Origin of the sequence: Paenibacillus rhizoplanae, assembly GCF_042684125.1 — a bacterium.
GTDB lineage: Bacteria > Bacillota > Bacilli > Paenibacillales > Paenibacillaceae > Paenibacillus_AQ > Paenibacillus_AQ rhizoplanae.
In genome coordinates this window covers 146,578-170,693 of the sequence record NZ_JBHUKY010000068.1, presented here as the reverse complement: position 1 = coordinate 170,693, position 24,116 = coordinate 146,578, and the positions used below count along the sequence as shown (strand labels likewise).

19 protein-coding genes and 1 riboswitch are annotated in these 24,116 nt (G+C 53.9%); all 19 genes read right to left on the bottom strand.

The genetic code is table 11. The features are described 5' to 3' along the window. Positions 1 to 53: 53 nt before the first annotated feature. Positions 54 to 1,580: a glycosyl hydrolase gene (locus ACFSX3_RS27020; RefSeq protein ID WP_209992103.1), complete on the bottom strand. Its 1,527-nt coding sequence runs from the start codon at positions 1,578 to 1,580 to the stop codon at positions 54 to 56. A gap of 192 nt (positions 1,581 to 1,772) precedes the next feature. Beyond that, positions 1,773 to 4,088, bottom strand: coding sequence for a PA14 domain-containing protein (locus tag ACFSX3_RS27015; RefSeq protein ID WP_379313477.1), 2,316 nt, complete (start codon positions 4,086 to 4,088; stop codon positions 1,773 to 1,775). Between the two features lie 14 nt (positions 4,089 to 4,102). Continuing rightward, positions 4,103 to 4,183: riboswitch (cyclic di-GMP riboswitch) on the bottom strand. A 137-nt stretch (positions 4,184 to 4,320) separates the two neighbouring features. After that, positions 4,321 to 5,694: a sugar phosphate nucleotidyltransferase gene (locus ACFSX3_RS27010; protein ID WP_209992104.1), complete on the bottom strand. Its 1,374-nt coding sequence runs from the start codon at positions 5,692 to 5,694 to the stop codon at positions 4,321 to 4,323. A 1,027-nt stretch (positions 5,695 to 6,721) separates the two neighbouring features. After that, entirely contained in the window at positions 6,722 to 8,062 is a 1,341-nt protein-coding gene (locus ACFSX3_RS27005) for a UDP-glucose dehydrogenase family protein (protein WP_209992105.1), read from the bottom strand. Positions 8,063 to 8,066: 4 nt separating this feature from the next. Next, positions 8,067 to 9,167 (bottom strand): glycosyltransferase, encoded by a 1,101-nt coding sequence (locus ACFSX3_RS27000; protein ID WP_209992106.1) that lies wholly within the window; start codon positions 9,165 to 9,167, stop codon positions 8,067 to 8,069. 102 nt (positions 9,168 to 9,269) lie between these two features. Beyond that, positions 9,270 to 10,409: a glycosyltransferase family 4 protein gene (locus ACFSX3_RS26995; RefSeq protein ID WP_209992107.1), complete on the bottom strand. Its 1,140-nt coding sequence runs from the start codon at positions 10,407 to 10,409 to the stop codon at positions 9,270 to 9,272. Then, entirely contained in the window at positions 10,406 to 11,596 is a 1,191-nt protein-coding gene (locus ACFSX3_RS26990) for a glycosyltransferase family 4 protein (protein WP_209992108.1), read from the bottom strand. Before ACFSX3_RS26990 ends, ACFSX3_RS26995 begins: the two co-directional genes overlap by 4 nt. After that, positions 11,583 to 12,437, bottom strand: coding sequence for a glycosyltransferase family 2 protein (locus ACFSX3_RS26985; protein WP_209992109.1), 855 nt, complete (start codon positions 12,435 to 12,437; stop codon positions 11,583 to 11,585). Before ACFSX3_RS26985 ends, ACFSX3_RS26990 begins: the two co-directional genes overlap by 14 nt. A 201-nt stretch (positions 12,438 to 12,638) precedes the next feature. Further along, positions 12,639 to 14,018, bottom strand: coding sequence for an oligosaccharide flippase family protein (locus ACFSX3_RS26980; RefSeq protein ID WP_209992110.1), 1,380 nt, complete (start codon positions 14,016 to 14,018; stop codon positions 12,639 to 12,641). Next, positions 13,984 to 15,414 (bottom strand): O-antigen ligase family protein, encoded by a 1,431-nt coding sequence (locus ACFSX3_RS26975; protein WP_209992225.1) that lies wholly within the window; start codon positions 15,412 to 15,414, stop codon positions 13,984 to 13,986. The genes ACFSX3_RS26980 and ACFSX3_RS26975 overlap by 35 nt, the downstream gene beginning before the upstream one ends. A gap of 98 nt (positions 15,415 to 15,512) precedes the next feature. Further along, positions 15,513 to 16,286, bottom strand: a complete 774-nt coding sequence (locus ACFSX3_RS26970) for a WecB/TagA/CpsF family glycosyltransferase (RefSeq protein ID WP_209992111.1) — start codon at positions 16,284 to 16,286, stop codon at positions 15,513 to 15,515. Beyond that, complete coding sequence (locus tag ACFSX3_RS26965) at positions 16,283 to 17,629, bottom strand: O-antigen ligase family protein (RefSeq protein ID WP_209992112.1); 1,347 nt, start codon at positions 17,627 to 17,629, stop codon at positions 16,283 to 16,285. Before ACFSX3_RS26965 ends, ACFSX3_RS26970 begins: the two co-directional genes overlap by 4 nt. A 14-nt stretch (positions 17,630 to 17,643) precedes the next feature. Next, entirely contained in the window at positions 17,644 to 18,585 is a 942-nt protein-coding gene (locus ACFSX3_RS26960; protein ID WP_379313474.1) for a glycosyltransferase, read from the bottom strand. An 18-nt stretch (positions 18,586 to 18,603) separates the two neighbouring features. Next, entirely contained in the window at positions 18,604 to 19,296 is a 693-nt protein-coding gene (locus ACFSX3_RS26955) for a sugar transferase (RefSeq protein WP_209992114.1), read from the bottom strand. A 79-nt stretch (positions 19,297 to 19,375) separates the two neighbouring features. Beyond that, positions 19,376 to 20,266, bottom strand: a complete 891-nt coding sequence (gene galU / locus ACFSX3_RS26950; RefSeq protein ID WP_209992115.1) for a UTP--glucose-1-phosphate uridylyltransferase GalU — start codon at positions 20,264 to 20,266, stop codon at positions 19,376 to 19,378. 47 nt (positions 20,267 to 20,313) lie between these two features. Beyond that, on the bottom strand, positions 20,314 to 20,955 hold the full coding sequence (locus tag ACFSX3_RS26945) for a CpsD/CapB family tyrosine-protein kinase (protein ID WP_209992116.1): 642 nt from the start codon (positions 20,953 to 20,955) through the stop codon (positions 20,314 to 20,316). Next, entirely contained in the window at positions 20,939 to 21,679 is a 741-nt protein-coding gene (locus ACFSX3_RS26940; RefSeq protein WP_209992117.1) for a YveK family protein, read from the bottom strand. The genes ACFSX3_RS26945 and ACFSX3_RS26940 overlap by 17 nt, the downstream gene beginning before the upstream one ends. Before the next feature lie 309 nt (positions 21,680 to 21,988). Beyond that, on the bottom strand, positions 21,989 to 22,624 hold the full coding sequence (locus tag ACFSX3_RS26935; protein ID WP_173136668.1) for a response regulator: 636 nt from the start codon (positions 22,622 to 22,624) through the stop codon (positions 21,989 to 21,991). A 23-nt stretch (positions 22,625 to 22,647) separates the two neighbouring features. Continuing rightward, a complete protein-coding gene (locus tag ACFSX3_RS26930; protein WP_339222514.1) occupies positions 22,648 to 24,093 on the bottom strand; it encodes a sensor histidine kinase in 1,446 nt (481 codons plus the stop codon). Positions 24,094 to 24,116: the final 23 nt, after the last annotated feature.

Genomic DNA, 24,116 nt, shown 5'->3' with positions numbered 1-24,116 from the left:
CTGTTCTGTTCTGTACCGGACTTACGTTACGCTTCGTCTTCTGTAAGGCTTCCTTAAGGAAGCGTCAGCGCACTCTGGGGAATAATCATCTGCTTCTGACTCTGGCTTTTCCACATCAGACTGACGCTGGCATCCCCGCGGTTCTCGTAATACTCTACCTTGATAGCGTAGGGGGTATTCGCAGAAAGCGTGATACTGCCCTCCCTGCTGGCACTGCTCTGATTCTTCCAGCTGTCGATCAGGAGCTTGCCGCCGATCCATACGCGGATGCCGTCATCGGAAGAAGCGGTGAACGTGTACTTTTCACTGTAGAGAGGCTTAAGAGTCCCGGTCCAGCGTACCGAGAACGAATCCTTGGGCAGGCCGGAGGCCGGTGCATTGCCATGCCAGTTGAATTGAATGGTGCTGTCATTACGGGTAAGCAGCGGTGTGCCGGACAGATCCATATTGCCATAATACTGACCTCTCAGGCCGTTCCTTGAGCTTATTACAGCCGCAGCATGGGTTTTGGTACCCACCGCAAGCTTGTAATCCTCCCGGGATACGGTGTATTTATGGTTCATGAAGCTTTGAATTTTCACGGGCGGGTTATTCTCAACCAGCATCTTGCCCCATGTCATCGTATATACCCATTTGCTTTGTTGTTGAGACATGATGACAGGGTCTGGAAGCTCTCCGCTCTCCCCGATTCCGATCGGTTTGCTGCCCGCCAGCTTCAGGAGGCTGTCATAATAAGACTGCTTGAAATCATTATCATAAATGTCGGCGGCCAGAATATCTACCTTGGCAGTGCCGGGAAAATAAGCAGAGTAAGGCTCCGACGACTTGTTGGGGGCATTCGGATTCCACACCCACAGCAGATTGTTCAGCTTATGTGTATTCACCATGCGGTCATACACAAGATCCCAGAGCCTGGCGAAGTCATCCTTCTGCCCCCACCAGAACCAGCCGCCGTTCATTTCATGATAGGGCCGCCATAACACCGGAACTCCGGCATCGCGCAGTTCGCCCAGATATTTGGATACGTCATCCAGCTCGGCAACCAGGGCTTTGTACTGCGGAGTTCCGGGAGTGACATACAGCTTGAATTGACTCTGGCTAAGCGGCTTCTGCACATTGGTCCATGCCGGCGCAGTTCCCGGCAGATTCTGATGGAAGGTCATGGCGACAATTCCGCCGCCCTCATGCCACCGGATGGCGCTGTCCACGACAGCCTGACGCTGCCTGGCGATGGTCTCCTTGGACTGGTTGCCTATGGCTCCCAGCTCATAGCCATGCAGAACGGCATAGCGGCCGCTTGTTGTGCGGAGCTTATTATTGAATTCATCGGGGCTCTCCAGGTAATCATGCTGGCCGGATATCATCCCCTTGCCACTGAGATCACTGAGATAGCTTAACAGTGCGGAAGCCTCCTTGGAGGCCAAAGGATTAATGGGCTTGTTGATGGAAGCGGGGGCGGCAGGTGCCGTAACCTTGGCGGCTGCGGGCAGACTGCGCCCTTCCCCCCATGGAAGTAATGATAGGATAAGGATCAGAGGAAAAATAGTAGTATATAGCCTGTACTTACGGTAAGTGTTCAATGTAATCTCCTTTCTCCAGCCACACTCTCCGGCAGGGCCCCGGAGGCTGCGCCTACCGGACTGTCTGCCTTTCTATAGCTTAGTAGCCCTGCTGGTAAGCAGGGCCATTAAGAGTGGCTTACAGGATTTATAATTGTAACGTCTTAACCAGTAACAGCGCCAATAATGAACACAGCTGCGGACCTTATGAGCTTAAGAAGCGGACGGGAGGAACAACGCGCTTGCCGGAACGGTACCTTTGGCCTGGCTCGGACTCTGCCACATCAGCCGCGCTTTTGCATCCCCTTGATTCTCATAATACTCTACCTGAATATCATACAGCTCGCCTGCGGTCAGGCTGATGCTGCCCATGCGTTCGGTGCCGCTCTGCTTCACCCAGCTGTCAATCACAAGCTCCCCGTTCACCCGTACGCGGATACCGTCATCAGAAGTGGTATAGATCTGATAAGTCTCCGTGTACAGCGGCTTAATCTTCCCGCTCCAGCGGACAGAGAAGAAGTCTATGCCGACGGTGGCATCCGGCGAACCTTGGCGCCAGTTGAAATCAAGCACAGCATCGGTACGCACTACAGCGGGTTCGCCCGATAGCGTCATGTTATTGAAGTATTCCGCGTACAGTCCATTGGCAGCAGGGACTTCTACCGGCAGATCCATCGGCGTTGCTGTAGGGGAAGGGACGGGAACAGGGGCTGCTGTTGGCGTAGGCACCGGTGTTGGCGTTGGTGTCGGTACTGGCGTCAGTGTTGGTGTTGGCATTGGTGTCGTTACTGGTGCCGGCGTTGCTGTCGGAACTTGCGCTGCTGTCGCTGCTGGTACCGGAGTCGGTACTGCTGTTGCAGCCGGAGCAGGTATGGATGTGTTAATTGTTGAGAAAAGCGCACTTGCTGGTACGGTTCCCTTCACCTGGCTGGGGCTCTGCCACATCAGATGGACATTCGCATCGCCTGCATTCTCGTAATACTCTACCTTGATATCGTACAGTTGCCCGGCAGTCAAGGGTATGCTACCTGTGCGGGCAGTTCCACTCTGCTTCACCCAGCTGTCAATGACGGCTGTGCCGTTCACCCATAAGCGGATACCGTCATCCGATGTAGTATAGAACTGATAGGTCTCACTGTAAGCCGGCTTAATCTGGCCGCTCCAGCGGATCGAGAAGTAGTCTATGCCGAGTGCAGCATTAGGCGTACCCTGACGCCAATTGAAGCTGATGACGTCGTCATTACGTACCATAACCGGCGTCCCCGAGAGCGTCATGTTCTTGAAGTATTCTCCAAGCAAGCCATTCTGAGCAGGCTTATTCTCCGTCTCACCGGAGGTTGGGACCGGCTTCGGAATCGGCGCAACAGTTGGTGTCGGAATTGGCATTGGTGTTGCGGTTGGTGTCGGCGTTACTGTTGGCGTCGGTGTTGGGGTTGCTGTAGGCGTCGGCGTTGCGGTTGGCTTAGGAGCCGCCGCCGGAGCAGACCAGGCCTTATATTGGTCACGGGTTAGTGTGTAGCTGTCATTCATGAAATTCTTGATCGTCGCCGTGCTGTTATTCTCATAGAGCATCTTGCCCCAGTTCATCATGAACACATAATTCTGCTGGGTCAGCTTCAGCTTCGAGATGTTCGGCATTTCGCCGTTCTCGCCGATGCCGATCGGTTTGCCGCCAGCCAGGCTGGTCAGATCATCATGATATTTATTCGAGTAGTCGTTATTATATATATCTGCTGCCAGCACATCCACTCTGTCCGCGCCCGGATAGGTCCGTGCATAGGGATCAGAGTTGGCATTCGGCGCATTCGGGTTCCAAACCCAAATCAGATTATTTAACTGATGAACGTTCACGAACCGGTCATACATAATATTCCACAGGGCTGTAAAATTATCTTTCTTCCCCCACCAGAACCAGCCGCCGTTCATTTCATGGTAAGGTCTCCACAGGATCGGAACCTTAGCATCCCGCAGACTTTTCAGAGAGACAGCTACTTTATCCAGATCGGTAATCAGCGCATTATACTCTGTAGTGCCGGGGGTTACGTATTTGTTGAATTGCGCTTGGGTGATTGACTTCTGCACATTGGACCATTCGTGCTTGGTGCCCGGCAGGTTCTGGTGGAAGGTCATGGCGACAATTCCGCCCGCTCTGGACCAGTTCGTCGCACTCCAGACGATGTTTTTGCGTTGTGCAGCTACTCCGCTCTCACTCTGTCCACCGATGGCTCCAAGCTCATAACCATGTAGTGCTGCGTATTGTCCGCTTGTTCCCTTCAGCTTGTTGCTCAGCTCATCAGGACTCTCGAAATAGTCATGCTGGCCTGTAATGATTCCATTTCCCGAGATATCATACAGATTGTTCAACAGCTTGACCGCCTCAGGGGAGGCATTAGGGTTCACTGGCCCTCCCTCCGAGGAGGCAGCCTTGACGGTGGAAGGGGCGATTCCCAGTCCCACGGGTACAGCAGACAATACCACGGCCAGCGACAACACAGCGCAGAACAAACGAGACTTACGGTAAGTTTTCACAATATTCTCTTCCTTTCGGTAGCCAGGCTGCCACTCTTGCGAAGGCCCTATAGCTTTGCGTCCCTATCTTTCGATTAGGTTTGCCATTGTCGTTTTGGAAGGATCAATCCCTCTTACCTTAAGTATCGTCTCTATGCAAATTTAATGTATAGTAATGTCGAAATTTTCCCAAAAAATAGTTCTTAATGCCTGATTTGAAATTGTAACATTTGGTTAAATAGATAAGTTAGACCTACGAAATGAACTGATGTAGAGCTATATCCTCCCAGTCCAGAGTAATACGAATGTTATCCTCCTCTACGAGCTCCGACCCCGTCTGCACCTCAATGAACTCCACATCGGTAAGAGCAAGAATGGCATGCTTGGTTCCTTCCGGTATCCGCACCACATCTCCCGCCTTCACCGTATGCATCTTCTCATTGATGACAATGCTGGCTTCTCCGCTGATGAAGGTCCAGATTTCACTGCGTTTGTGATGCAGCTGATAGCTGATATTTTTACCTTCATTGATGAAAATCCGCTTGGTCAGCACCTCGTTGCCCTCGTCATATTTCACATAGTCAATCACCTTGTAGTGACCCCAGCGGCGCTCCTCGTACATCGGTCTTTGTTCAAAAGACTTCAGCACTTCCTTGATCCGCGGACTCTCAGTCTTGTGCGTCACCAGAATGCCGTCCGGGCTGGCGGCGATAATTAGATCCTTCGCCCCGATTACCGTAATCGGAATATCCAGCTCGTTAATGAGGCAGGTGCCCTCGGAGTCAGCGGTCACAAAGCCTTTGCCGACATGGTTGCTGGTCATTTCCTCGGTCAGGGTGTTCCAGGTACCCAGGTCCTTCCAGAATCCGGCGTATGGCTGTACGACGATGTTCTCCTCTTTCTCCACCACTTCGTAATCAAAACTGATCGAGGACAGTAGCTTATACTGCTTCTGCAGCTCTTCGTAATTCAGCGGCAGCCCTTTGCGCTGCAGGATATCCAGCAGGTAACCCAGACGGAAGGCGAACACTCCGCAGTTCCAGAGCGCGCCCTGGCTGATCAGCTCCTCGGCCTGCACACGGTCCGGCTTCTCCTGGAAGTGGCTGACCTGCAGGTAACCATTGGCCCCCGCATCTGCGCCGGTTGGAATAATGTAGCCGTATTTCTCCGAAGCATGCTCGGGAACTACGCCCATCAGCGCCAGGTTCGCCCCGCTCACCAGCATGGTGTTCTCCAGCTGCAGCACCGTTTCGAAAAAGGAGGATTCCACGTATGGGTCCACCGGCAGAATCGCCACGGTCTCGCTTGGGGACACCCCCGCGATGGAATACAGATAGGCCGCCGTCAGCGCAATGGCCGGGAAGGTATCCCGCCGCTCCGGCTCCACGATGATCGGCACTTCGCTGCCGAGCTGGCTCTGGATCATCTCCACCTGGCTGCGTCCGGTCGCCAGATAAGAGGACCCGGCCATGCCGTTCTCCTCCAGCTGTCTCCATACCCGTTGTACCATCGATTCCGGTTCACCTGCCGGGCTTTCCAGTACCTTCAGAAATTGCTTGGAGCGTGAATCATTGGACAACGGCCAGAGCCGCTTGCCGGAGCCGCCTGATAGAAGTACTAGTTTCATAGTGAACCCTCCATATCGTATTGTTATTGGGTATTTCTTGTTGCGGAGCTGTGAGTTAAAATCCCGCCTGTTATGAGGGTCGCTGCAAGGAATTTTGGGCTTACGGCCGCTGTTGTCTCCAGATGTTGTTGATTATATTGCTTGCAGCAGATAACATCCGGAGACAAAGGCGGACGCTAACGCTCCTACAGCTCCAAAATTCCTCTCCGCTCCATTTCATAACAGGCTGTGCTTTTACATCCGCTTCGCCCGCAGGCGAAGCTCCCGGCTAAAGATCCGATATTGCCGCTTGTGGTAGCGGCAAGGGGAGCGGGGCGGCCGCTATGCTTGCGCGGCAGCAGTTGAATCCCTGGTTGCCGCCTACTGTTGCGGCGGAGAAAAATTCAAAGGCTCAAAGACTCTTAAGTGCCGCTTGTTCCAAGGCGTCGCCGCTGATTTAGTTAGCGGCTGGAGAGAACAAGAGTATGGGCAATAGAATCCAAGACAATGGGATTCAAGATCGGGATTCAAGACCGGGATTCAAGACCGGGATTCAAGACTCTTGTGCCAAGGGCTCGCCGCACAAGTTCGCGGCGGCAGAAGCTAGTTAGTTAAGTACTGGGCACTTGCTTGTGCTCCTCAGTTGCTCCATTTGGCCCGCACTCAAGAAATCAGGTGCACTAATGCTCCTCATTTGCTCCATTCAGTCTGAATCTGAGAAATCAGGGGCATTTGTGCTCCTCATTTGCTCCATTCGGCCATCATCCGATAAATCAAGGGTACTTATACTCTTCATTTCACCGTGCAGCCCACTTTCGGCGCATTTAATGGGATTTATCCCTCTCATTTCGCCATCCATCCCGCTTTCGGCGCATTTAATGGGATTTATCCCTCTCATTTCGCCATCCATCCCGCTTTCGGCGCATTTAATGGGATTTATCCCACTCAATTCGCCGTCCAGCCCGCTTTCGGCGCATTTAATGGGATTTATCCCACTCATTCGCCGTGCGGCCCACTTTCGGCGTAACGCATCAAGTGGATCGCCGCTCTACACCGCGCCAGCCACGCTGGCGGAGAATCCGCTAAGCCCGCCCATCTGCGGGCGGCCGACGGAGATGTACTCGAGGCCGGTGCCTTCGATTTGCTCTTTGGTATAGACGTTGCGGCCGTCGATCAGCACCTGGCGGCGCATGGTTCCCGCCAGCTGGTGCAGGTTGATCTCCTTGAACTGGCTCCAGTCGGTCAGCAGGCAGACGGCGTCGCTGCCTTCAGCGGCTTCTTCGGCCAGTCCGCACCAGCGGAGCTGCGGGTGATCATATTCCTTACGGAAGTTGTCCGCGGCAATAGGATCATACAGCTTCACAATTGCTCCCTCGGCGACGAGCGCCTCGACGATCTCGCGGGCCGGTGCCTCGCGGACATCATCGGTATTAGGCTTGAACGCAAGCCCCCAGATACCGATTACGGCGCCGCGCAGGCTGCCCAGAGATTCATGCAGCTTGGAGATGATCATGAACCGCTGGCCTTTGTTCACCTCGACGACTGATTTGAGCAGCTTGAACTCATAATCCACATTGCCGGCGATCTGGATCAGCGCATTGGTATCTTTCGGGAAACAGGAGCCTCCATAGCCGATTCCGGCCTGCAGGAAGGTAGATCCGATTCTCCGGTCCATGCCCATCCCCTCTGCCACCTCGGTTACATCAGCTCCTACCTTTTCGCAAATGTTGGCAATCTCGTTAATGAACGATATCTTCGTAGCCAGAAAAGCGTTAGACGCATATTTGATCATCTCCGCGCTGCGGATATCTGTAACGAATACGTTGTCCGTAAATCCCTGATGAAGCTCACGCATCGTCGGCTCCAGCGCCGGATTATCGAGTCCGATGACAATTCGGTCGGGATGAAGCGTGTCGCGGATCGCAGAGCCTTCACGGAGGAATTCAGGGGCAGAGACGATATCGAAGGGATGATTTGTATGGGAGGCGATCAGCTTGCGGATTCGCTCATTGGTGCCAACGGGAACCGTCGACTTGGTCATGATAATCTTGTAGCCCTCCATCGCCTGGGCAATCTCGGTAGCTGCCCCTTCAATGTATCTCAGATCGGCTTCGCCGCCCGGCAGTGAAGGAGTACCTACGGCAAGAATAACGATATCGGAGCGGCGGACCGACTCCTGAAGATCGGACGAGAAGCTTAGCCGGCCCTCGCGCAGATTCATTTCGATCAAGGCCTCAATGCCCGGCTCATAGATGGGGGATTCCATCCGGTTCAGCTTATTGATTTTCTCCTCATCCTTATCCACACAGATGACATGATTCCCGTTCAAGGTGAAGCAGACGCCTGATACAAGTCCTACATAGCCGGTACCAATTACTGCGAGTTTCATAGTTTCATCCTCCTTTTAGGAAATTGACGTAGGCCTGTTCCACATACTGCTTGAACTGAACCATAAACGCCTGCTCATCGAATTTGCGTGCATGGCCCATAATCTGGTCGATATCCCACGCATAGGCCTCCACCTCATCAATAGCCTTAAGCAAATCATCAACTTCCTGGTGCTGGAAAAATACGCCGTTAACGTATGGAATAATCGTGTCCAGCGCTCCCCCGGCCTGATAGGCGATGACCGGTCTTCCAGCGGCATTCGCCTCCAGCGGCGTGATGCCGAAATCCTCTTCCCCCGGGAAAACAAACGCCCGGCACTGGGACATCAGCCCTGTAACTTCCTCATCCTCCAGCCGGCCCAGAAAAGATACATTCCCCTTAGCCATGCCTTCCAGACGCTTCCTGTCCGGTCCGTCCCCGACAATATACAGCTTAAGCCCGTTACGGTTGAACGCCTCCACCGCCAGATCGATCCGCTTGTAGGAGACCAGCCGCGAGACAATCAGATAATAATCTCCAATGTTCGAGGAGCTGCTGAAGCGGGCTGTATTGATCGGCGGGAAGATGACATCGGAATCCCGGTGGTAATAATTCTGAATCCGCGTTTTCACGACAGAAGAGTTGGCGACGAACTGATTTACATTTTTGGAGGTGCGCTGGTCCCAGCTCTTGAGCCGCTGCATATACACCTTGAGCAGTCTTTTAAACAACCCGGAATTCGATTGCCGCTCCATGTACGTGTCATAGTCCCAGGCGAAACGCATCGGCGTATGACAGTAGCACAGATGGAAGGTGGACTCGGGCACCTGGATGCTTTTCATAAAAGCACTGCTGGAGCTAAGGACGATATCATACCCGCTGAAGTCCAAATCGCGGACAGCCATAGGGTAGAGCGGCAGCACCCCTTTGAAATTCCGCTTCACTCCCGGAATGTTCTGCAGCCAGGAGGCGCGGATATCCGCGTCTTTGAGGTTATCGGTCAGGCGGCTTCCGTTAAAAACCGTTGTGAAGATCGGAGCTTCCGGATACATGTGATGAAAGACCTCCACCACCCGTTCCGCCCCGCCCATCTGGATTAAATAATCGTGCGCTATCGCAATTTTCATGTGAATCATCCTCAAAGTTTTTTGGAGCAGCATCATCAAGCAGTGAACGCATGGCTGAAACAGATGTGATGCAAGCCTTAATCATTATCGTGAGCGGGAGGATCAGGTGACAGCCAGCAGACCTTTGTAGTAAGCGACGATGTCCTTGACCGTGTTCTCGATGACAAAATGCTCTTTCACCCGTCTCATTCCATTGTCCGCCATCCGTCTACGCTCTTCGGGATGGTTCAGCATCCAGGTGATGGAATCTGCAAGTACAGTAGCATCTCCGGGCTGGATCAGCAGTCCTGTCTCACCAGGAACCACAATCTCCACCGGTCCGCCTTCATTGGAGGCGATCACCGGCAGTCCGGCCGCCATACCTTCGACGATAACCTGGCCGAACGGCTCAGGGGTGATCGACGTATGAATCAGTAAATCCGCTTTATTCATGAGTCCTTGTATATCATCCACATGACCCAGAAGGCTGACATTGGTGATGTCCCCTTGCTGCATCTGCTGCATTAATCCCTGTTTGTATTCCTCTTCGCCGAACAGCGCGTCACCGGCCAGCCAGAACTTCACGCGGCTGTCATGCTTGAAGGCCTTCGCGGCTTCCAGCACAATATGCTGGCCCTTCCAGTGAGCGAGCCGTCCGACCAGCAGAACGTTGAAGTCCTTCTGGTCCCGCTTACCGATGCCTTCACCGATGGCTTTGGCGAAGGCCGAGTAGACGACCAGTGTCTTCTTCGAGCGCGGCAGCTCCAGCGCATTCAGCGTGGAGTGGGAATTGGCAATGACCCCGTTCGGCAGCAGGCGTGACAGCAGCCGGATCGCCTTGGCGACAACCGGCTTCAGATAAGGTGCTCCGATGTGATCGCGGATGTGCCAGATCAGCGGCACGCCTGCTTTTTTGGCAGCGACGGCTCCGTAAAAGGCTGATTTCAGGGAATTGGTATGCACACAATCCACCTTCTCTTCCTTCAGCAGCGGAGCCAGCTTGCGGCCATACGCCAGCAGTTTCATCGCAGCCGCCGGAGCCCCGAGGTTCACGGCATTGCGGCCACGGCTGCGGATGCTCTCATCCAGCGGAATAATGCGGACATCGATGCCCTTCTCCCGCAGACGTTCAGCCAGCGTCCCTTCCTCGGCCAGGATCACCAGCGGCTCAATCTGCTCACCAATGTTGGTGAGGATGTTGAACAGGGCGACCTCGCCCCCGCTCCATTTGGCGGTGTGATCAATATAAGCGACTTTGATCATCCTACGCTCACACCCTTTCCCAAGGTTTCGAGGAACACAGATTCCACTTGATCGCCTACATGCTGCCAGGTGTACTTCTCCAGCACATGATTCCGGCATTCATCCCGGCCGGGCAGCAGCTTGCGGTTGCTCAGCATATGAATCATGCCTTCCGCCATATCCTCGCTGGCTGCACTCTTGAACAGCAGCTCCGGGCGGAAGCCCTGGAGGATCTCCTTGTTGCCGCCAACCGGAGTCGCCATTACCGGCAGCCCCGAGGCCAGAGCCTCAACGGTGATCAGGCCGAAGCCTTCCAGCGCCTGGGAAGGAACGACGAACATATCCGCTGCCTGATAATAAGAAGCCAGCTCATGATCGGGAATGTAGCCGAGCAGCCGGACCTTGTTGCCCAGCCCGTAATCGGCTATTTTCTCTTCCAGCTCCCCGCGCAGCGGGCCCTTGCCCCCGATCAGCAGAATCGCGTTCGGGAACCGCTCGCTCACCTGCTTCCAGGCTTCAAGCAGCTGCAGCAGCCCCATCCGGTTCATCAGCCGCCGGACCGTCAGGACCGTGGTGGCGCCTTCCGGCAGATTCAGCGTCCGGCGGATCGCCAGCCGGTTCGTGGCCGGCATGAACCGCTCCACGTTGGCCGCTCCCGGAATGACGGTAATCTTGTGCAGCGGTACGCCGTGCAGCTCGTGCAGCATATTACGGAAGTAATCGCTGAGGACAATGAATCTGTCCGCCAGCTTGTAAGCCTTATGTTCTATCGATTTGGCAATCGTTGTCTTGACCTTATGCTTGATGCCTTGACCTTCAATCTTCATCTCTTCGTTCCAGGGCCCGTGGAAGGTCATCACCACCGGAATTCCCCGTTTCTTCGCTTCTATCGCAGGCCCGATGCCGTAAGGTGCGAAGTGGGTATAGAGGATATCAATCCGCCCGCTGCCATCCCCCATCAGGGAAGCCGCCTTGCGCTGGAAGGCATCCTTGCGCTTCCAGATCGTCTCCTTCGGATCACCGGCATTATGGATGATCAGTTCCTTGGAAGTCTCCGGGGTCTCCTGGCTGCAGATCAGGGCATGCACCTGATTCCGTGAGGACAGCTGCTCACACACGGATTTGAAATAGGTGTTCAGTCCTCCGGGCTGTAACGAGGGCCAGCTGAGGCCGGTCGTCATAATGTTGAGTCCGTCATTGTACGACATAGCTTCTCTCCCCCTTGTTCTCCTTCTCGGCCTGGCCCGCTTCGTTATGCCGGGCCAGCCTGCCTGCGCTGTGCAATTCGTAATGCTTGAAGCCGACCATGAATTCATACATCACCCAGAAGACGGATACCGCAAAGCCCGAGATGCCTTTCTTGAACAGGCCATGCAGGAAATACTTCTGCAGGAACCGTGCCGGCGGACGCAGCAGCAGATGACTCAGCTTGAACGGCTTGCCGCTGGCGAACGCACTCTCTGCTTCCAGATCGGTGTATTTGTTGAACCGGGCGACATGATCGTTGATGCTGCGGAAGCCTTGATGCCACAGCGTTCCGTTCAGCTTCACCGTCCGTTCCTCGGACACCTCGGGCATCTCATGGACCAGAGAATTGCGGATACCGTATTCCTTGCGGTTATACAGCCGCACCAGATATTCGCCTTTATCCAGCCATTTGCCGAGAAAATCACCAATCCGGTACAGCGAGAACGCCACCGTAGCATCGGTAAGTCCCGGCTTGCGCTCCAGGATATCCCGGGCCAGCTCCTCGCTGACCACTTCGTCGGTATCAATCAGGAAGACCCAATCATGGATGGCACGTTCCACTCCGAATTCCCTTTGCTTCGCATATCCGGGCCAGGGGTTGACATACACCCGGCATCCCAGGCTCTCGGATAGCCCTACGGTCCCGTCTTTGCTTCCTCCGTCGATTACAACCACCTCATCGGCGAATAACCGGCAGGACTGAATGGCTTTGGTGATTCGAACTTCGTCGTCCTGGGCGATGATGACTGCCGAGATCGGGTAGCTGCCCCGGCCGCCAAGCACGCTTGTTACTGAATCCATGAAGGTATCCTCCTTTTATGGTCCGGTGTGTGTCGTCGCTGCGAGAAAAGTTTGGGCTTCCGGCCGCTGACGCTCCTACAGCTCCAAATTTTCTCTACGCTCCTCCAAGCACCGTCCCATGGTTTTTTAAAGCAGATAAGTGGCTCGTATCGTATATCTCTACGAGCAGAATCAAAAATACTGAATTCAACCCTTAACTACTTACACATCCATAGGTTTCTTGCGGATATACGAATTCATCGTCGTCTTCATCCACTGAAGGTCCTGGGCGTTAATGAGCAGCCGCGGAAGCTTAACCTTCAGGTTGTACTTGATATTAAGAATAATGAACAGGAACCGCAGCACGGAGGAGGAGAGCATAGCCACCCCGGCTCCGAACAATCCGAACTTCGGCACCAGCAGGAACAGCAGCGGAATCACCAGGATCAGGCCGACCCCCTGAAGGATGGATACGAACTTCGGCTTGCCCAGTGCCATGAACACCTGTGCCAGAATCAGCGTCCCGCCGCTGATGGTTACTTCCAGCAGCAGCAGGCGGAACACGGTGAGCGCGGTGTTGAAATCCTTGCCGTAGAGCAGCGGGATGACAAACGGCGCTACCACCATCAGGAATACTGCGCCAAGCAAAGTACAGGTAGTACTGATCCGGAAAGCCTTGAAGGTGAGGGCAACCGCTTCGTCCTTCGCCATCTCGGAGGCCTTCGGGAAGAGCACCACCGTGATCGAATTCGCGAAGAAGTTCACCATACGCGACAGGCTAACCGCTACCGCATAGAGCCCCAGATCCGCCGGTCTAAGCAGTCCGGCGATGATGATCTGGTCTATGTATACTGAGAACTGGCCGAGCAGATCATTACCGTATGAGCCGAGGCCGTAGGTGAACAATCTTTTGAAATTGCGGTAGGAATCCCGGAGCTTGACCTTGTAGGTCCGCAGCAGCAGGATGGTCATTCCGATGAACAGTGGAACTGACGGAACCAGATAGGCCAGTGCGGTCGTATAAGGATTCATGTAGCCGCTCAGGATCAGAATGCCGATGGCCCCCAGTGTCAGCAGCGGCACCAGGTACCGCATCCAGTTGAAGGTCTTGTAATCCCCTCTGAACTGGAAGGCCGCATTGTTAATCTGCGAGATAACAATCAGCGGGCAGAGGATCATGGACCACTGGGCGAAGACCACTACCTCATGACTGAAGGACCCCAGCCAATAAGGCAGCACGAGTATCCCGACCGTCATGGCGATGGTTCCGAACACAAGGCCGATCAGCAGCGCGATCCGGTACAGCACTCCCGCTTCCTGCGGATTTTTCTTGGCGTTGTAGATCAGCGCCGAGGGAATGCCGAAGCTCATGCTGAAGGCCAGGAACTGCGACCAGTTCACCATCGCTGTCTGCTCCCCCCGGCCGGTCGGGCCGAGATAACGGGCGGTCAGTACGCCGGTCAGCATATTGACCAGCAGGATCAGCACACTGACGAACATCGTTTTGACAGCAGCCGAGCTATTGTCCTTACTCTTCGTGAATCTCCGGAAGGTGGACCATACCCGGTTAGCGGGTAGTGATTTGGCGCTGGACTGCTGCATGCGGTATTCCCTTCTTTCTGCTTTGAGTAAGCTCCTTGGCGCTGAGGCCAAGTCCGATCAGCATCCAGATCAGATATCCCTTAAGACCGGGAAAGCCGTTATCCGAAATCAGGCTGGCTACAGCTCCCATCCACGCCGCCAGCGCCAGCCTGGCGTAAGGCTGAAGTTCGTTCCTGCGGGTCACTCTGACACCGATCTCCTTGATGACCGCACCGAGTGCCCCGAAGAAGAACAATGCACCGAGTACGCCGAAGGTCAGCAGCAGCGCGATGAAGCCGTTATCCATATTCCCGTATTCCCCCAGCTCTCCGCCGTTGCCAAGCTTGGTGCCCTGGCCTACACTGCCGATCCCCTGCCCTACCGGATTGCCAGCCACCATCGGCAGCATATTGGTCCAGAGGCTGAGGCGTTCATTGAAGGAATGATCCTCCTGCACGGAGGTCAGGGTCTCCATCCGGGCCACCAGCCCCTCTGCTCCAGGGAGCTTGGGAACAATCCAGAACAGCGCGGCTGCTACGAATACGAGCTGGAGCAGCGTCTTCCATTTGCCCTTGGAGGGAGAGGAAGCGATGTAGACCAGCAGCATCACCAGCAGGACCAGCCATGCAGACCGGACTAGCGTAGTCAGCAGGCAGACCACTACGAGCAGAACACCGAGCCAGCGCAGCGTACCCTGCCATCTTTTCTCCAGAATCATCGGCACCAGGGCGAAGACCAGGAAGGTTGCAGCCGGACCCGGAGAGTTCAGGGTCGAGAAGACCCGGATCTCCAGCGGATACGGGGTTCCGATTGAGATCATATCGGCATTCCGCATCCAGAAGGCGTCCCAAGGGGGAACGGTCAGATACTGCACGATCCCGTAGATCGCAACCAGCACGGCGATGTTGGCAAAAGCGTACAGCAGCCGGTCGATATCCTTCGGCTTAAACGGCGTGACCGCGAAGAAGGGAATGAGCAGCAGCGGGACGATGTAATTCGCCAGATCGTATACCGAGCCGATTCCGTTCTTCGCCAGTCCAATCAACGCGCCGTAGGCCAGTGCGACGGAGAACAGCAGCATGATCCGGGTGGAGGACTTGCGAATCCGGTGAATTTCCCGCAGCACGGGAATGGCTAAGGTCGCTCCGGTCAGCAGCGGGGCCAGACTGAGCAGGGAGACGGAGTGATATACGCCTTCGTACCAGTCTGCAATCCGCCGCAACTCCGGGGCAACTGCCCAGATCAGCAAAGTGTAAGGAATAAGCATCCGTGTATTCAGCAGGGCCAGCAACAAGGCCGGAAAGAGGATACCTGCCAGAATGATGCCCTGCAGGCTGTTCGACGCGCTCAGATTCGCACTGGCGAAGCCGATCGCAAGCGGCAGGGCCAGAGCCGAAGCGCAGATCAAGGTCATCATTACAGCCGACTTCACGGCTTGTGCCGATGGAAGATTCAGACTATTCTCATCTCTGCTTAGCATCTTCATTCCCTGCCCCCCTCTTTCGCCGCTCTCATTCAATCGGCACTGCTGTTCTTCACCTTGCCCCGTTTGCGCATCTCCTTGAATAGCAGCACCAGGAACTGGGCATCGTCGACAAGGTATCTTTTCCATAACCGGCCCGGCTCCTGGCTAAGTCTCCAGAGCCACTCCATGCCGGTTCTCTGCATGAAATCCGGTGCCCGCTTCACCGAGCCGGACAGGAAGTCGAAGGTGGCCCCTACGCCGATGGAGACCGGCGCCTGGTAGGAGGTATAGTGACGGTAGATCCACTTCTCCTGCTTCGGTGCTCCCACGCCTACGAACACAATATCCGGCTGGGTCTCGGTCAGCATCTGGATAATCCGCTGGTTCTCTTCTTCGTTGTGCTCGAAGCCGTAAGAAGGAGAGTAACAGCCCACTACGTTAATGCCCGGGAAGGCGGCCTTCAGATTCTTCGTTGCCTGCTCTGCGACGCCTTCGGCGGCCCCCAGGAAGAACAACCGGTATTGCCTTTGTTCAAATGCGTTACCCAGCTGGCTGAACAGATCAGCCCCGGATACCTTTTGCTTCAGCGGTTTACCGAGCATCTTGGACGCCCAGATCAGCGGCATTCCATCGGCTACAACAGCCCCTGCTTCGGAATAGACCTCCCGAAACTCTTTGTCCTTGCGGAGCTTGATCACATGATCGACATTGCAGGTCAGGATGTAGGATTGGCTCCTTTCCTGAATGGTTCTGTCTATGTAATCAAGCAGGTCCATGAAATCATAGTTATCGAAATTGACATCGAACATATTCACTTGGTTCATCGTATCACTTCTTTTTGTGGGGAATCGGCCAGCTGTGAAGATCGGTACAGGCAGTTCAGGTACCAACAGAACGGAATGATGAATTGGACCGTCGACAGCGTGTTATCCGTGAAAGAGTAGATCAGAAAAGCTGCAATAAAGAGCAGATAATAAGGTTTCACCGCTGGTAAAAGCACCCTGTACACCAGAATAAACACAGCGAGTAAAGACAGCAGCAGCAGAATGGCACCGATGTATCCTCCGTCGTAGTAGAAGCGGATATACTCATTGTGCGGAACGACAAACCCGCCGTACAGCGTACCGTCATTCGCCACCGTTACCGCTCCAAGCCCCCGCCCGGCATAAGGTGAATCTGCGGCTTTGTTCAAAAAGTACTCCCAGGCCTCCGCCCGTCCCGACAGGTCTATCCCGGTCTCGGTCGTCCGTTCAAAGGAGCGCTTCTTGATGTTGTCCAGTTGCATGTATACGGCCGAGGTAATGACCAGCAGCGAACACAGCAGCGGGATCAGAAATTTCTTCTTGCCCTTCAGGAAGGCGCGGGAGATATCGTAGAAATAATAGAGTACCATCAGCACCAGGGCAAGAATCGGCCCGCGCGTACCTGTAATCACCAGAATGAAGAAATTCAGCCCCAGCATGATGTAATTGAACCGCGTATACAGCGGACTGCGCTTGATCTCAATGAACGCGATTGCTACTCCCATGAAGGCCAGCATCGCCAGGTGAGGCGGAATGTTCGCCCCCTGCACCCGCACCGCGCCTGTGAACTCAACGGCTACCAGTGAATGTATATTCGCAGCCTGCAGCACCACTCCCAGCAACATGCTGACCAGAGGCAGCAGGGTAATGATCCGGATCTGCTTCTCGGCGACTTCCTTCTTCCAGTTAATCAGCAGCAGTACGAAGGGCAGGGACAGCCCGATGAAGGCTTTGACCGCAATGGATGTGCTCATCTCCGGCAGCCAGATGGAGAAGCTGAAGGTGAGCAGGATCAGGGCCAGCATCGCCCATAAGGGAGGGCTGAGCTTGAACTTCAGGCCGTTGACCAGGATGCACGGTACGAGCAGCATCAGAATAACCAGCTTGTAGAGCGACAGGATCTCAATACCGAACATACTCCCGCTGTACAAAAAGTTAATCGAGACTGCCGTAGTCAGCAGAACAAAATAGCTGATCAGCTCTGGGCGTGATAGGGAGGCAACCAGCAGCAGAATGAAGAATACGGCCGCTACTGCGATGACCGGCTGGAAGATGACGGCTGTTCCCAGGAACAGTGCAGTTACGAGATAGAGCATTCCGTATGGCAGACTATTTATTTTGGCGCCCCACTCAAAATTGGTCATCGCGCGTCCTCCCCTCACCCCGCTGCGGATTCCCTCTTCCGGTTCCAGATCATATGGAGAGTTCCGCGAATACTCTCGAGCCGGCACTTATTCAGCAGCCTTCTTCCCTTACTGCGGGAGAGAACAGAATCTGCCAGGATGTAGATCACTTTGGCCCCCGTCTTGCCCAGAAGCAGCAGGTGGCCCTTCATTCCTTCACTTTTCATAGCGTTCGATATGCCTTGGCTGTAATACCTCTTCATGATCCAGTCCTCTGTCAGCCGGTTCGCCGGAACGAAATGATCCACAGCCATCTCCGGATGATAGAGAATGGAATGTCCCTCCTGCTGGAGCTGGCTGAACAGCCAGGTCTCTTCACCCGAGAGCAGCGAGTCGCCCTTGCGGCCCAGCTCCAGCGGGAACAGGCTGATATCGAACACCGGCTTGCGCATCGCCATGTTGGCACCGCAGGGATGAAGCCGCTTCGGATACTCTCTGATCCGGCCCCCCAGATCAACAATCGTGTAAGGAAGCTCGAACGGCTTAATCAGCCAATCCGGGCGTTTGCTCTCGAAGATCGGAGCGATTTTGCCGCCCATAGCCATCACTTCCGGCCTAGCCGCAAATGTGCTGACAATCGTCGTAATCCAGGTCCGGCAAGGAATCGCATCATCATCCAAGAAAGCAATGAGCTGCGATTTAGAAGCCAGAATGCCCGTGTTGCGGGCTGCTGACAGCCCTTGAACCGGCTCCAGCAAATAACGGATATCCATATCATCACCATAGGTCCCGATGAACCCCTTGATAGCGGCCGCCGTATCATCCGTAGACTGATTATCCACCACGATGATTTCGGCCTGGTGCAAATTCTCCAGCGGCAGCAGCGAGTGCAGCGTCTTGACCAGCAGAGCTGACCGGTTATAGGTGCAAATGATAATGGAAATCTCAGGTACATCTCCGTGTACAAACATCGGCATCACCCAATTCCCATATTTTTAATACGCATTTTTGGAACCGAGCAGCATCAGGCCAGTCTTGACGATAATCTTCAGATCCAGCATTGTGCTGCGCATATGGATGTATGTCAGATCCAGCTGAACCATCTCATCAAAGCCGACACTGTTTCTGGCGTTCACCTGCCAGTAGCCGGTGCAGCCGGGTGTAACCATCAGCCGCTGCTTGTCGTAATCCGTATACTGCTCCACCTCTTCAACGAGCGGAGGACGGGGACCCACCAGACTCATATGCCCCATCAGCACGTTCCAGAGCTGCGGCAGTTCATCAATACTGGTCTTGCGCAGGAATCTTCCAATCCGCGTAATGCGGGGATCATTCTTAATCTTGAACATCGCGCCGCTTACTTCGTTGTAGGCCATGAGATTGGCCTTAAGCTCCTCGGCATTAGATACCATGGATCTGAACTTGTACATGGGGAACAGCTTCTCGTCCTTGCCGACCCGATCCTGGCGGAAGAACACCTTGCCCTTCGGATCTTCCAGCTTAATCAGGACAGCCACCACTGCGAACAGCGGAAGCAGGAACAGCAGACCCAGGGCGGAGAACAAGATGTCGATGATCCGCTTCAAGACCAGATAGGATTCCATTCCCTTGCTTTCTTCACCCGAATGCAGCATGTAAAGTTTCGGCAGGACGGCCTCATAGTCTTCCGGCAGTTTTTGCATGCTCATCTCTCCTCATTTCTCGTAAAGGTTTATGCAGCCTTACTTCTTGACTCCGGCTTGTAACCATCGGGTTGGGGGGACGGTCTCAGCTGCTTAGCGATTTCTGTCCCGCCTTATTCAGCCATTCTGCCATGGCATCCATGACCTGATAGCGTAAATCTTCGCTCGCAAGGGCAAATTCCAGTGTGGTCAAAATATATCCAAGACGTTCACCGACATCATATCTTGTACCGTCGAAGTTATAAGCGTAGACACGTTCGCTCTGGTTCAGCTTCTGAATCGCATCCGTCAGCTGAATCTCGCCGCCCGCGCCCTTCTCCTGAAGATCAAGATACTTGAAGATCTTAGGGGTAAATACATAGCGGCCCATGATCGCCAGATTAGAAGGCGCTGTTCCAAGCGGAGGCTTCTCCACGAAATTGTTCACCCGGTAGAGCTTCCCGTCCTGCATATCCGGCTCGATAATCCCGTAGCGGTTCGTGAATTCATCCGGAATGACCTGCACCCCGATCACCGAATTCTGGGTCTCCTCATACTGATCGATCAGCTGCTTCAGGCAGGGAACCTGTCCGGTTACAATGTCATCGCCGAGCATAACGCCGAACGGCTCATCGCCGATGAACCGTCTCGCACACCATACAGCATGACCGAGACCCTTGGGTTCCTTTTGCCGGATATAGTGAATTTCCACCTTGGAGGACCGCTGCACCTCTTTGAGCAGCTCCAGCTTACCATCTTCCAGCAGTCTGGATTCAAGCTCAAAGGCATTGTCGAAATGATCCTCAATCGCCCGCTTTCCCTTACCGGTTACAATGATGATGTCTTCGATCCCGGAGGCAATGGCCTCCTCCACGATATACTGGATCGTCGGTTTGTTGATAATGGGCAGCATTTCCTTAGGCATTGCCTTGGTCGCCGGAAGGAACCGTGTGCCTAACCCGGCTGCCGGGATAATTACCTTTTTTACCTTTTTCATCACACATACCTCCCAAGTAGTTTTGTTCACCTTGCCGATTTGGTGTTCTATCTGGTCTGGTTCATCGCAATCCCGAGAATCCTTACACCTGTCTGCTCCATGAGACCTTTCAGCTTGCGGAGCGCTTCGCGCTTCGTCCGGCCGTGTCTGGCTACTATGACCACCCCGTCCGAGAGGGGGGCCAGAATCCGTGCATCGCTGTAATCTACGCCCTGCGGCGAATCCAGCAGAATCAGATCGAAGCTTGCCTTCAGCTCCGTAAGCAGCCCGGCCATTCTTTCGCTGCCGAGCAAATCCGGCGGACTGACATGGGTTATTCCGGCAGGAATCACCGCCAGGTTCGCCAAGCTGCCATAGACAGCAATATCCTTGGCTTCCTCGTAGCCGCTTAAGTAAGCTGCCAGCCCTTGGCTGCCTTCCACATCGAAGATGCTATGCAGGCCGGGCTTCCGCAGGTTACCATCCACCACCGCCACCTTCTTGCCATCCTGTACGAAGGATACGGCCAGATTGGCGAGAATGGTGGTCTTGCCTTCGCCGCTCTCTGCAGAAGTGAAGAGCAGCACCTGTCCGCCCGTCCCTTTCAGCAAGCCGAGCTGGCGGATATACGTGCGCAGCGAGCGGAAGGATTCGGAGATATGCGAGGACGGGTTCATGTCTGTGATTAGACTTCTATTCAGCCGTAACATATTTGCCCTCCCCTACTCTTGCCTTGTCATTGTCCGATTTGCCGAAATCGCGCTTGCGGATCGCCGGAATGCTGGCAATGACCGGAAGGCCAAGCTCGAATTCCGCTTCCTTCTCGTTTCTCAGCGTACCGTTCAGCGTCTCCATCAGCAGGATAATCCCGACCGCTGCCATCAGCGACACCACGAAGCTGATGAGAATATTCATGGTCACTCCGCCGTTGACCGGCTGAGGCTGGGCTGCAAGATCAGCCGGAGTCAGGAAGGTTACATTATTCAGGTTCATCAGTGCCGGCAGGCTACGGATGAAGGTCTGCGAAACCGCGTTAACAATGGTAGCTGCGGTACCGTAATCCTTATCCTCCACGCTCAGATTAATCACCTGGCTTTTCTCAGAGGATTTGATCTGCAGCTTGGCAGCCAGTTGGCCCGCCGTCAGACCGAACTCGGGATGCTCCGCGATTACACTCTTCATAAGGGTGGGGGACTTCATGATTTCCTTATAGCTCTCGATGAGGTTAAGACTGAAGTTCAGTGCGTTAAGATTATTGCTCTCGGGGACATTCACAACGTTGTTGACCAGTAGCTGTCCAGAGGCGGAGTAGACGGGTGCAACGAAGTTTTTACTGACATAGAAGGTGGTGGCGCAGGAGATCAGTACAAATACCATGATTAACCATAATTTTTTCTTTATCAGGTTAATGTAATCCAAAATCGTCTTTTCCACAGTAACCCTCCTTCCGCTTGTGTTCGTTTTGAAAGCAATCATGAAAGTTTCAGATGTCTTGCTTTTATTCTAACAATGCGCAGGATTTATCACATGCCCCCTCGCATCACTTTACACTTCACTTTTGAGTGACTCCGTTCGGTCCTCCAGAGGGGGTGGATGGTATACTTTAGTACCATATGACTGGAAAATGCTAACATCACTGGTGAGCCTTACACTCTTCCCGTGTGATGGTTATTGTCCCTGGACGCAAAAAAACACGGACAACGTGGTCCGTGCTCCGTCCCCGATCATTCACAGGGATAATTATTAATCGTATGACATCTCATATTTGGTAAGCCCGACAGCATTGGCATATAAGGCTGCCTGTGTCCGGTCCGCCACCTGCAGCTTCGCCAGAATCTGGCTGACATGCTTTTTGACGGTGAATTCGCTGATGAACAGGCGTGAAGCAATCTCACGGTTGCAGGCCCCCTGTCCCAGTTCGATCAGGACTTCCTTCTCTTTGGGTGTAAGCTCATCGGTTGGACTGTTGCCGCTCATGCGCATCTTGTCTTCCATCAGCCCGGGATCGTAATACTTCCTGCCCTTGTGAACCAGTTGAATTGCAAACAGCAATTCCTCAGGCAGAGCTTCCTTCAGTACATAACCGTCTACCAGCACTTCCTCCGCCTTCAGGAAATCTTCCCGGCTGGCTGAGGACGTAAGCAGGATGAACTTGCATGAGAACCCGCGTACGCGTGCTTCCTTGATAATATCCAGGCCCGATTCATCGGCAAGCTTCAGATCAATCAGCACAAGATCTGGTTGTATCTCCTCAATCACGAGCAGAGCTTCTTGGCCATTCGTTGCTTCGCCAGCAAACTGCAGATTGGACTGCATGGAAATCACAGATGCCAATCCTCTTCTCACCAAAGGGTGATCATCAACAATGACGATTTTCACTTGAACGACCTCCTGCCTAAAGTTTATGCATTTTTCAGTTCAGCCACACCAACAGGTATAGAGATCATAATTCGGGTTCCAGCATTCTCGCTGCTGGATAACTGGAAATCACCGCCAAGGGACTGTGCCAGATATTGCATATTCTTCATTCCCAGTCCGCCTGAGTGCTCCTCAGATTCGGTCAAAATCAGATCCTTATCGAAGCCGACACCATCGTCGACAATCGATAATCTGATCCATTTCGGCTTAAGTGACAGTTCGACATCCACCCGGCTGGCAGCACCATGTCGTATGGCATTGCCGGTAGCTTCGGAAATAATCCGGAAGAGTGCCTTGTGGTAAGGATAAGGGAGACTGAAATCATCCCCCGTTATTTTTAGTTCTATCTCAACATCGTTAAGCCTGGACAGGCTCTTCAGATGCGAGCGCACCATCCCAAGCCAGCTCGGGCCGCCGCTCTTCTTGGAGCTGAGGCTGTAGATGGTAATCCGCAGTTCCTTGGCCACCTTCGTGGCTGAATCGTGGATAAGCTCGATCTGTTCCTCCAGCTCCCGTTCAGACATCTTGCGCCAGGTCTGTTTCAGAGAATGAGTCGCATAGACGATGCCGAAAAGACTCTGGGAGACACTGTCATGCATCTCATCGGCTATCCGGTTCTGCTCGTTCGTGATGATCAGCCGGTTCTCGATCACGCCCAGCTCATGGCGCTCAAGAATAATCGCACTCAGCTCCGACAGGAACATCAGCTGCTGGATGTACCATCTGCGGCCCTCCAGCCCTTCCGAGGCTTCCAGCCTCACACCAATCATACCGACGAACCTGGTACTCATTCTTACCGGCATCAGCAGGAAGTCGCCGATTCCCGGCATACTCTTGAATACCGGTTCACGCTGCAGCCTCCATTCATGCTCATGCTTCTCCAGCTCCATGAACAGCAGGCGCTCCTCTTCATGCTGCCACCCCGTCTGCCGGCTCTGCGGAGCAGGTTCCCCGCTTTTTTTGGCGAACCAGAACAGGGCCTTCTCCAGCTTGGTAAGCTTGACTACATAGTCGGTAATCACTTGGCCTATATTCATGAAGTCATGCTGGCTTGATGTTTCCACGATGTGATAAAGCGATTTGATATGTTCCATGGTATCGTTGGTCCGCGCGTTCGCTTCTTCCCGCTGCCGCTTTATCCCCTTAACCATCTGCATAACTATAACCGCGAGAGACAGGGCTAGAAACAGGTTACCATTGGCAAGTATAATTTCAGCAATCGTAAGACCGGGCGAATCGGAAGTCATATAGCCGGATACTGCTACCATGGCAATATAGCCCAGGATCAGACTCCATGTGTAATAAAAAGAGAGTGCCCCCGCTGCAAACAGCACCGGGTTAAGGACATATAGCTTAAAAGGACTGTCGTATCCTCCAGTAAATAACATCAACACCACAATAAGTGCCGTCTCCACACTGATCATTAGCATGAGAGCACGGGCTCTTGTCTGGA

Coding starts and splice junctions, on each gene's coding strand:
- ACFSX3_RS26965 (WP_209992112.1), bottom strand. CDS start 17,629: ATGACCAATTTTGAGTGGGGCGCCAAAATAAATAGTCTGCCATACGGA.
- ACFSX3_RS26970 (WP_209992111.1), bottom strand. CDS start 16,286: ATGAACCAAGTGAATATGTTCGATGTCAATTTCGATAACTATGATTTC.
- ACFSX3_RS26930 (WP_339222514.1), bottom strand. CDS start 24,093: ATGCTAATGATCAGTGTGGAGACGGCACTTATTGTGGTGTTGATGTTA.
- ACFSX3_RS26990 (WP_209992108.1), bottom strand. CDS start 11,596: ATGTCGTACAATGACGGACTCAACATTATGACGACCGGCCTCAGCTGG.
- ACFSX3_RS26980 (WP_209992110.1), bottom strand. CDS start 14,018: ATGCAGCAGTCCAGCGCCAAATCACTACCCGCTAACCGGGTATGGTCC.
- galU (WP_209992115.1), bottom strand. CDS start 20,266: ATGAAAAAGGTAAAAAAGGTAATTATCCCGGCAGCCGGGTTAGGCACA.
- ACFSX3_RS27000 (WP_209992106.1), bottom strand. CDS start 9,167: ATGAAAATTGCGATAGCGCACGATTATTTAATCCAGATGGGCGGGGCG.
- ACFSX3_RS26945 (WP_209992116.1), bottom strand. CDS start 20,955: ATGTTACGGCTGAATAGAAGTCTAATCACAGACATGAACCCGTCCTCG.
- ACFSX3_RS27005 (WP_209992105.1), bottom strand. CDS start 8,062: ATGAAACTCGCAGTAATTGGTACCGGCTATGTAGGACTTGTATCAGGC.
- ACFSX3_RS26975 (WP_209992225.1), bottom strand. CDS start 15,414: ATGATGACCTTGATCTGCGCTTCGGCTCTGGCCCTGCCGCTTGCGATC.
- ACFSX3_RS27010 (WP_209992104.1), bottom strand. CDS start 5,694: ATGAAACTAGTACTTCTATCAGGCGGCTCCGGCAAGCGGCTCTGGCCG.
- ACFSX3_RS26995 (WP_209992107.1), bottom strand. CDS start 10,409: ATGATCAAAGTCGCTTATATTGATCACACCGCCAAATGGAGCGGGGGC.
- ACFSX3_RS26960 (WP_379313474.1), bottom strand. CDS start 18,585: ATGCCGATGTTTGTACACGGAGATGTACCTGAGATTTCCATTATCATT.
- ACFSX3_RS26955 (WP_209992114.1), bottom strand. CDS start 19,296: ATGAGCATGCAAAAACTGCCGGAAGACTATGAGGCCGTCCTGCCGAAA.
- ACFSX3_RS26985 (WP_209992109.1), bottom strand. CDS start 12,437: ATGGATTCAGTAACAAGCGTGCTTGGCGGCCGGGGCAGCTACCCGATC.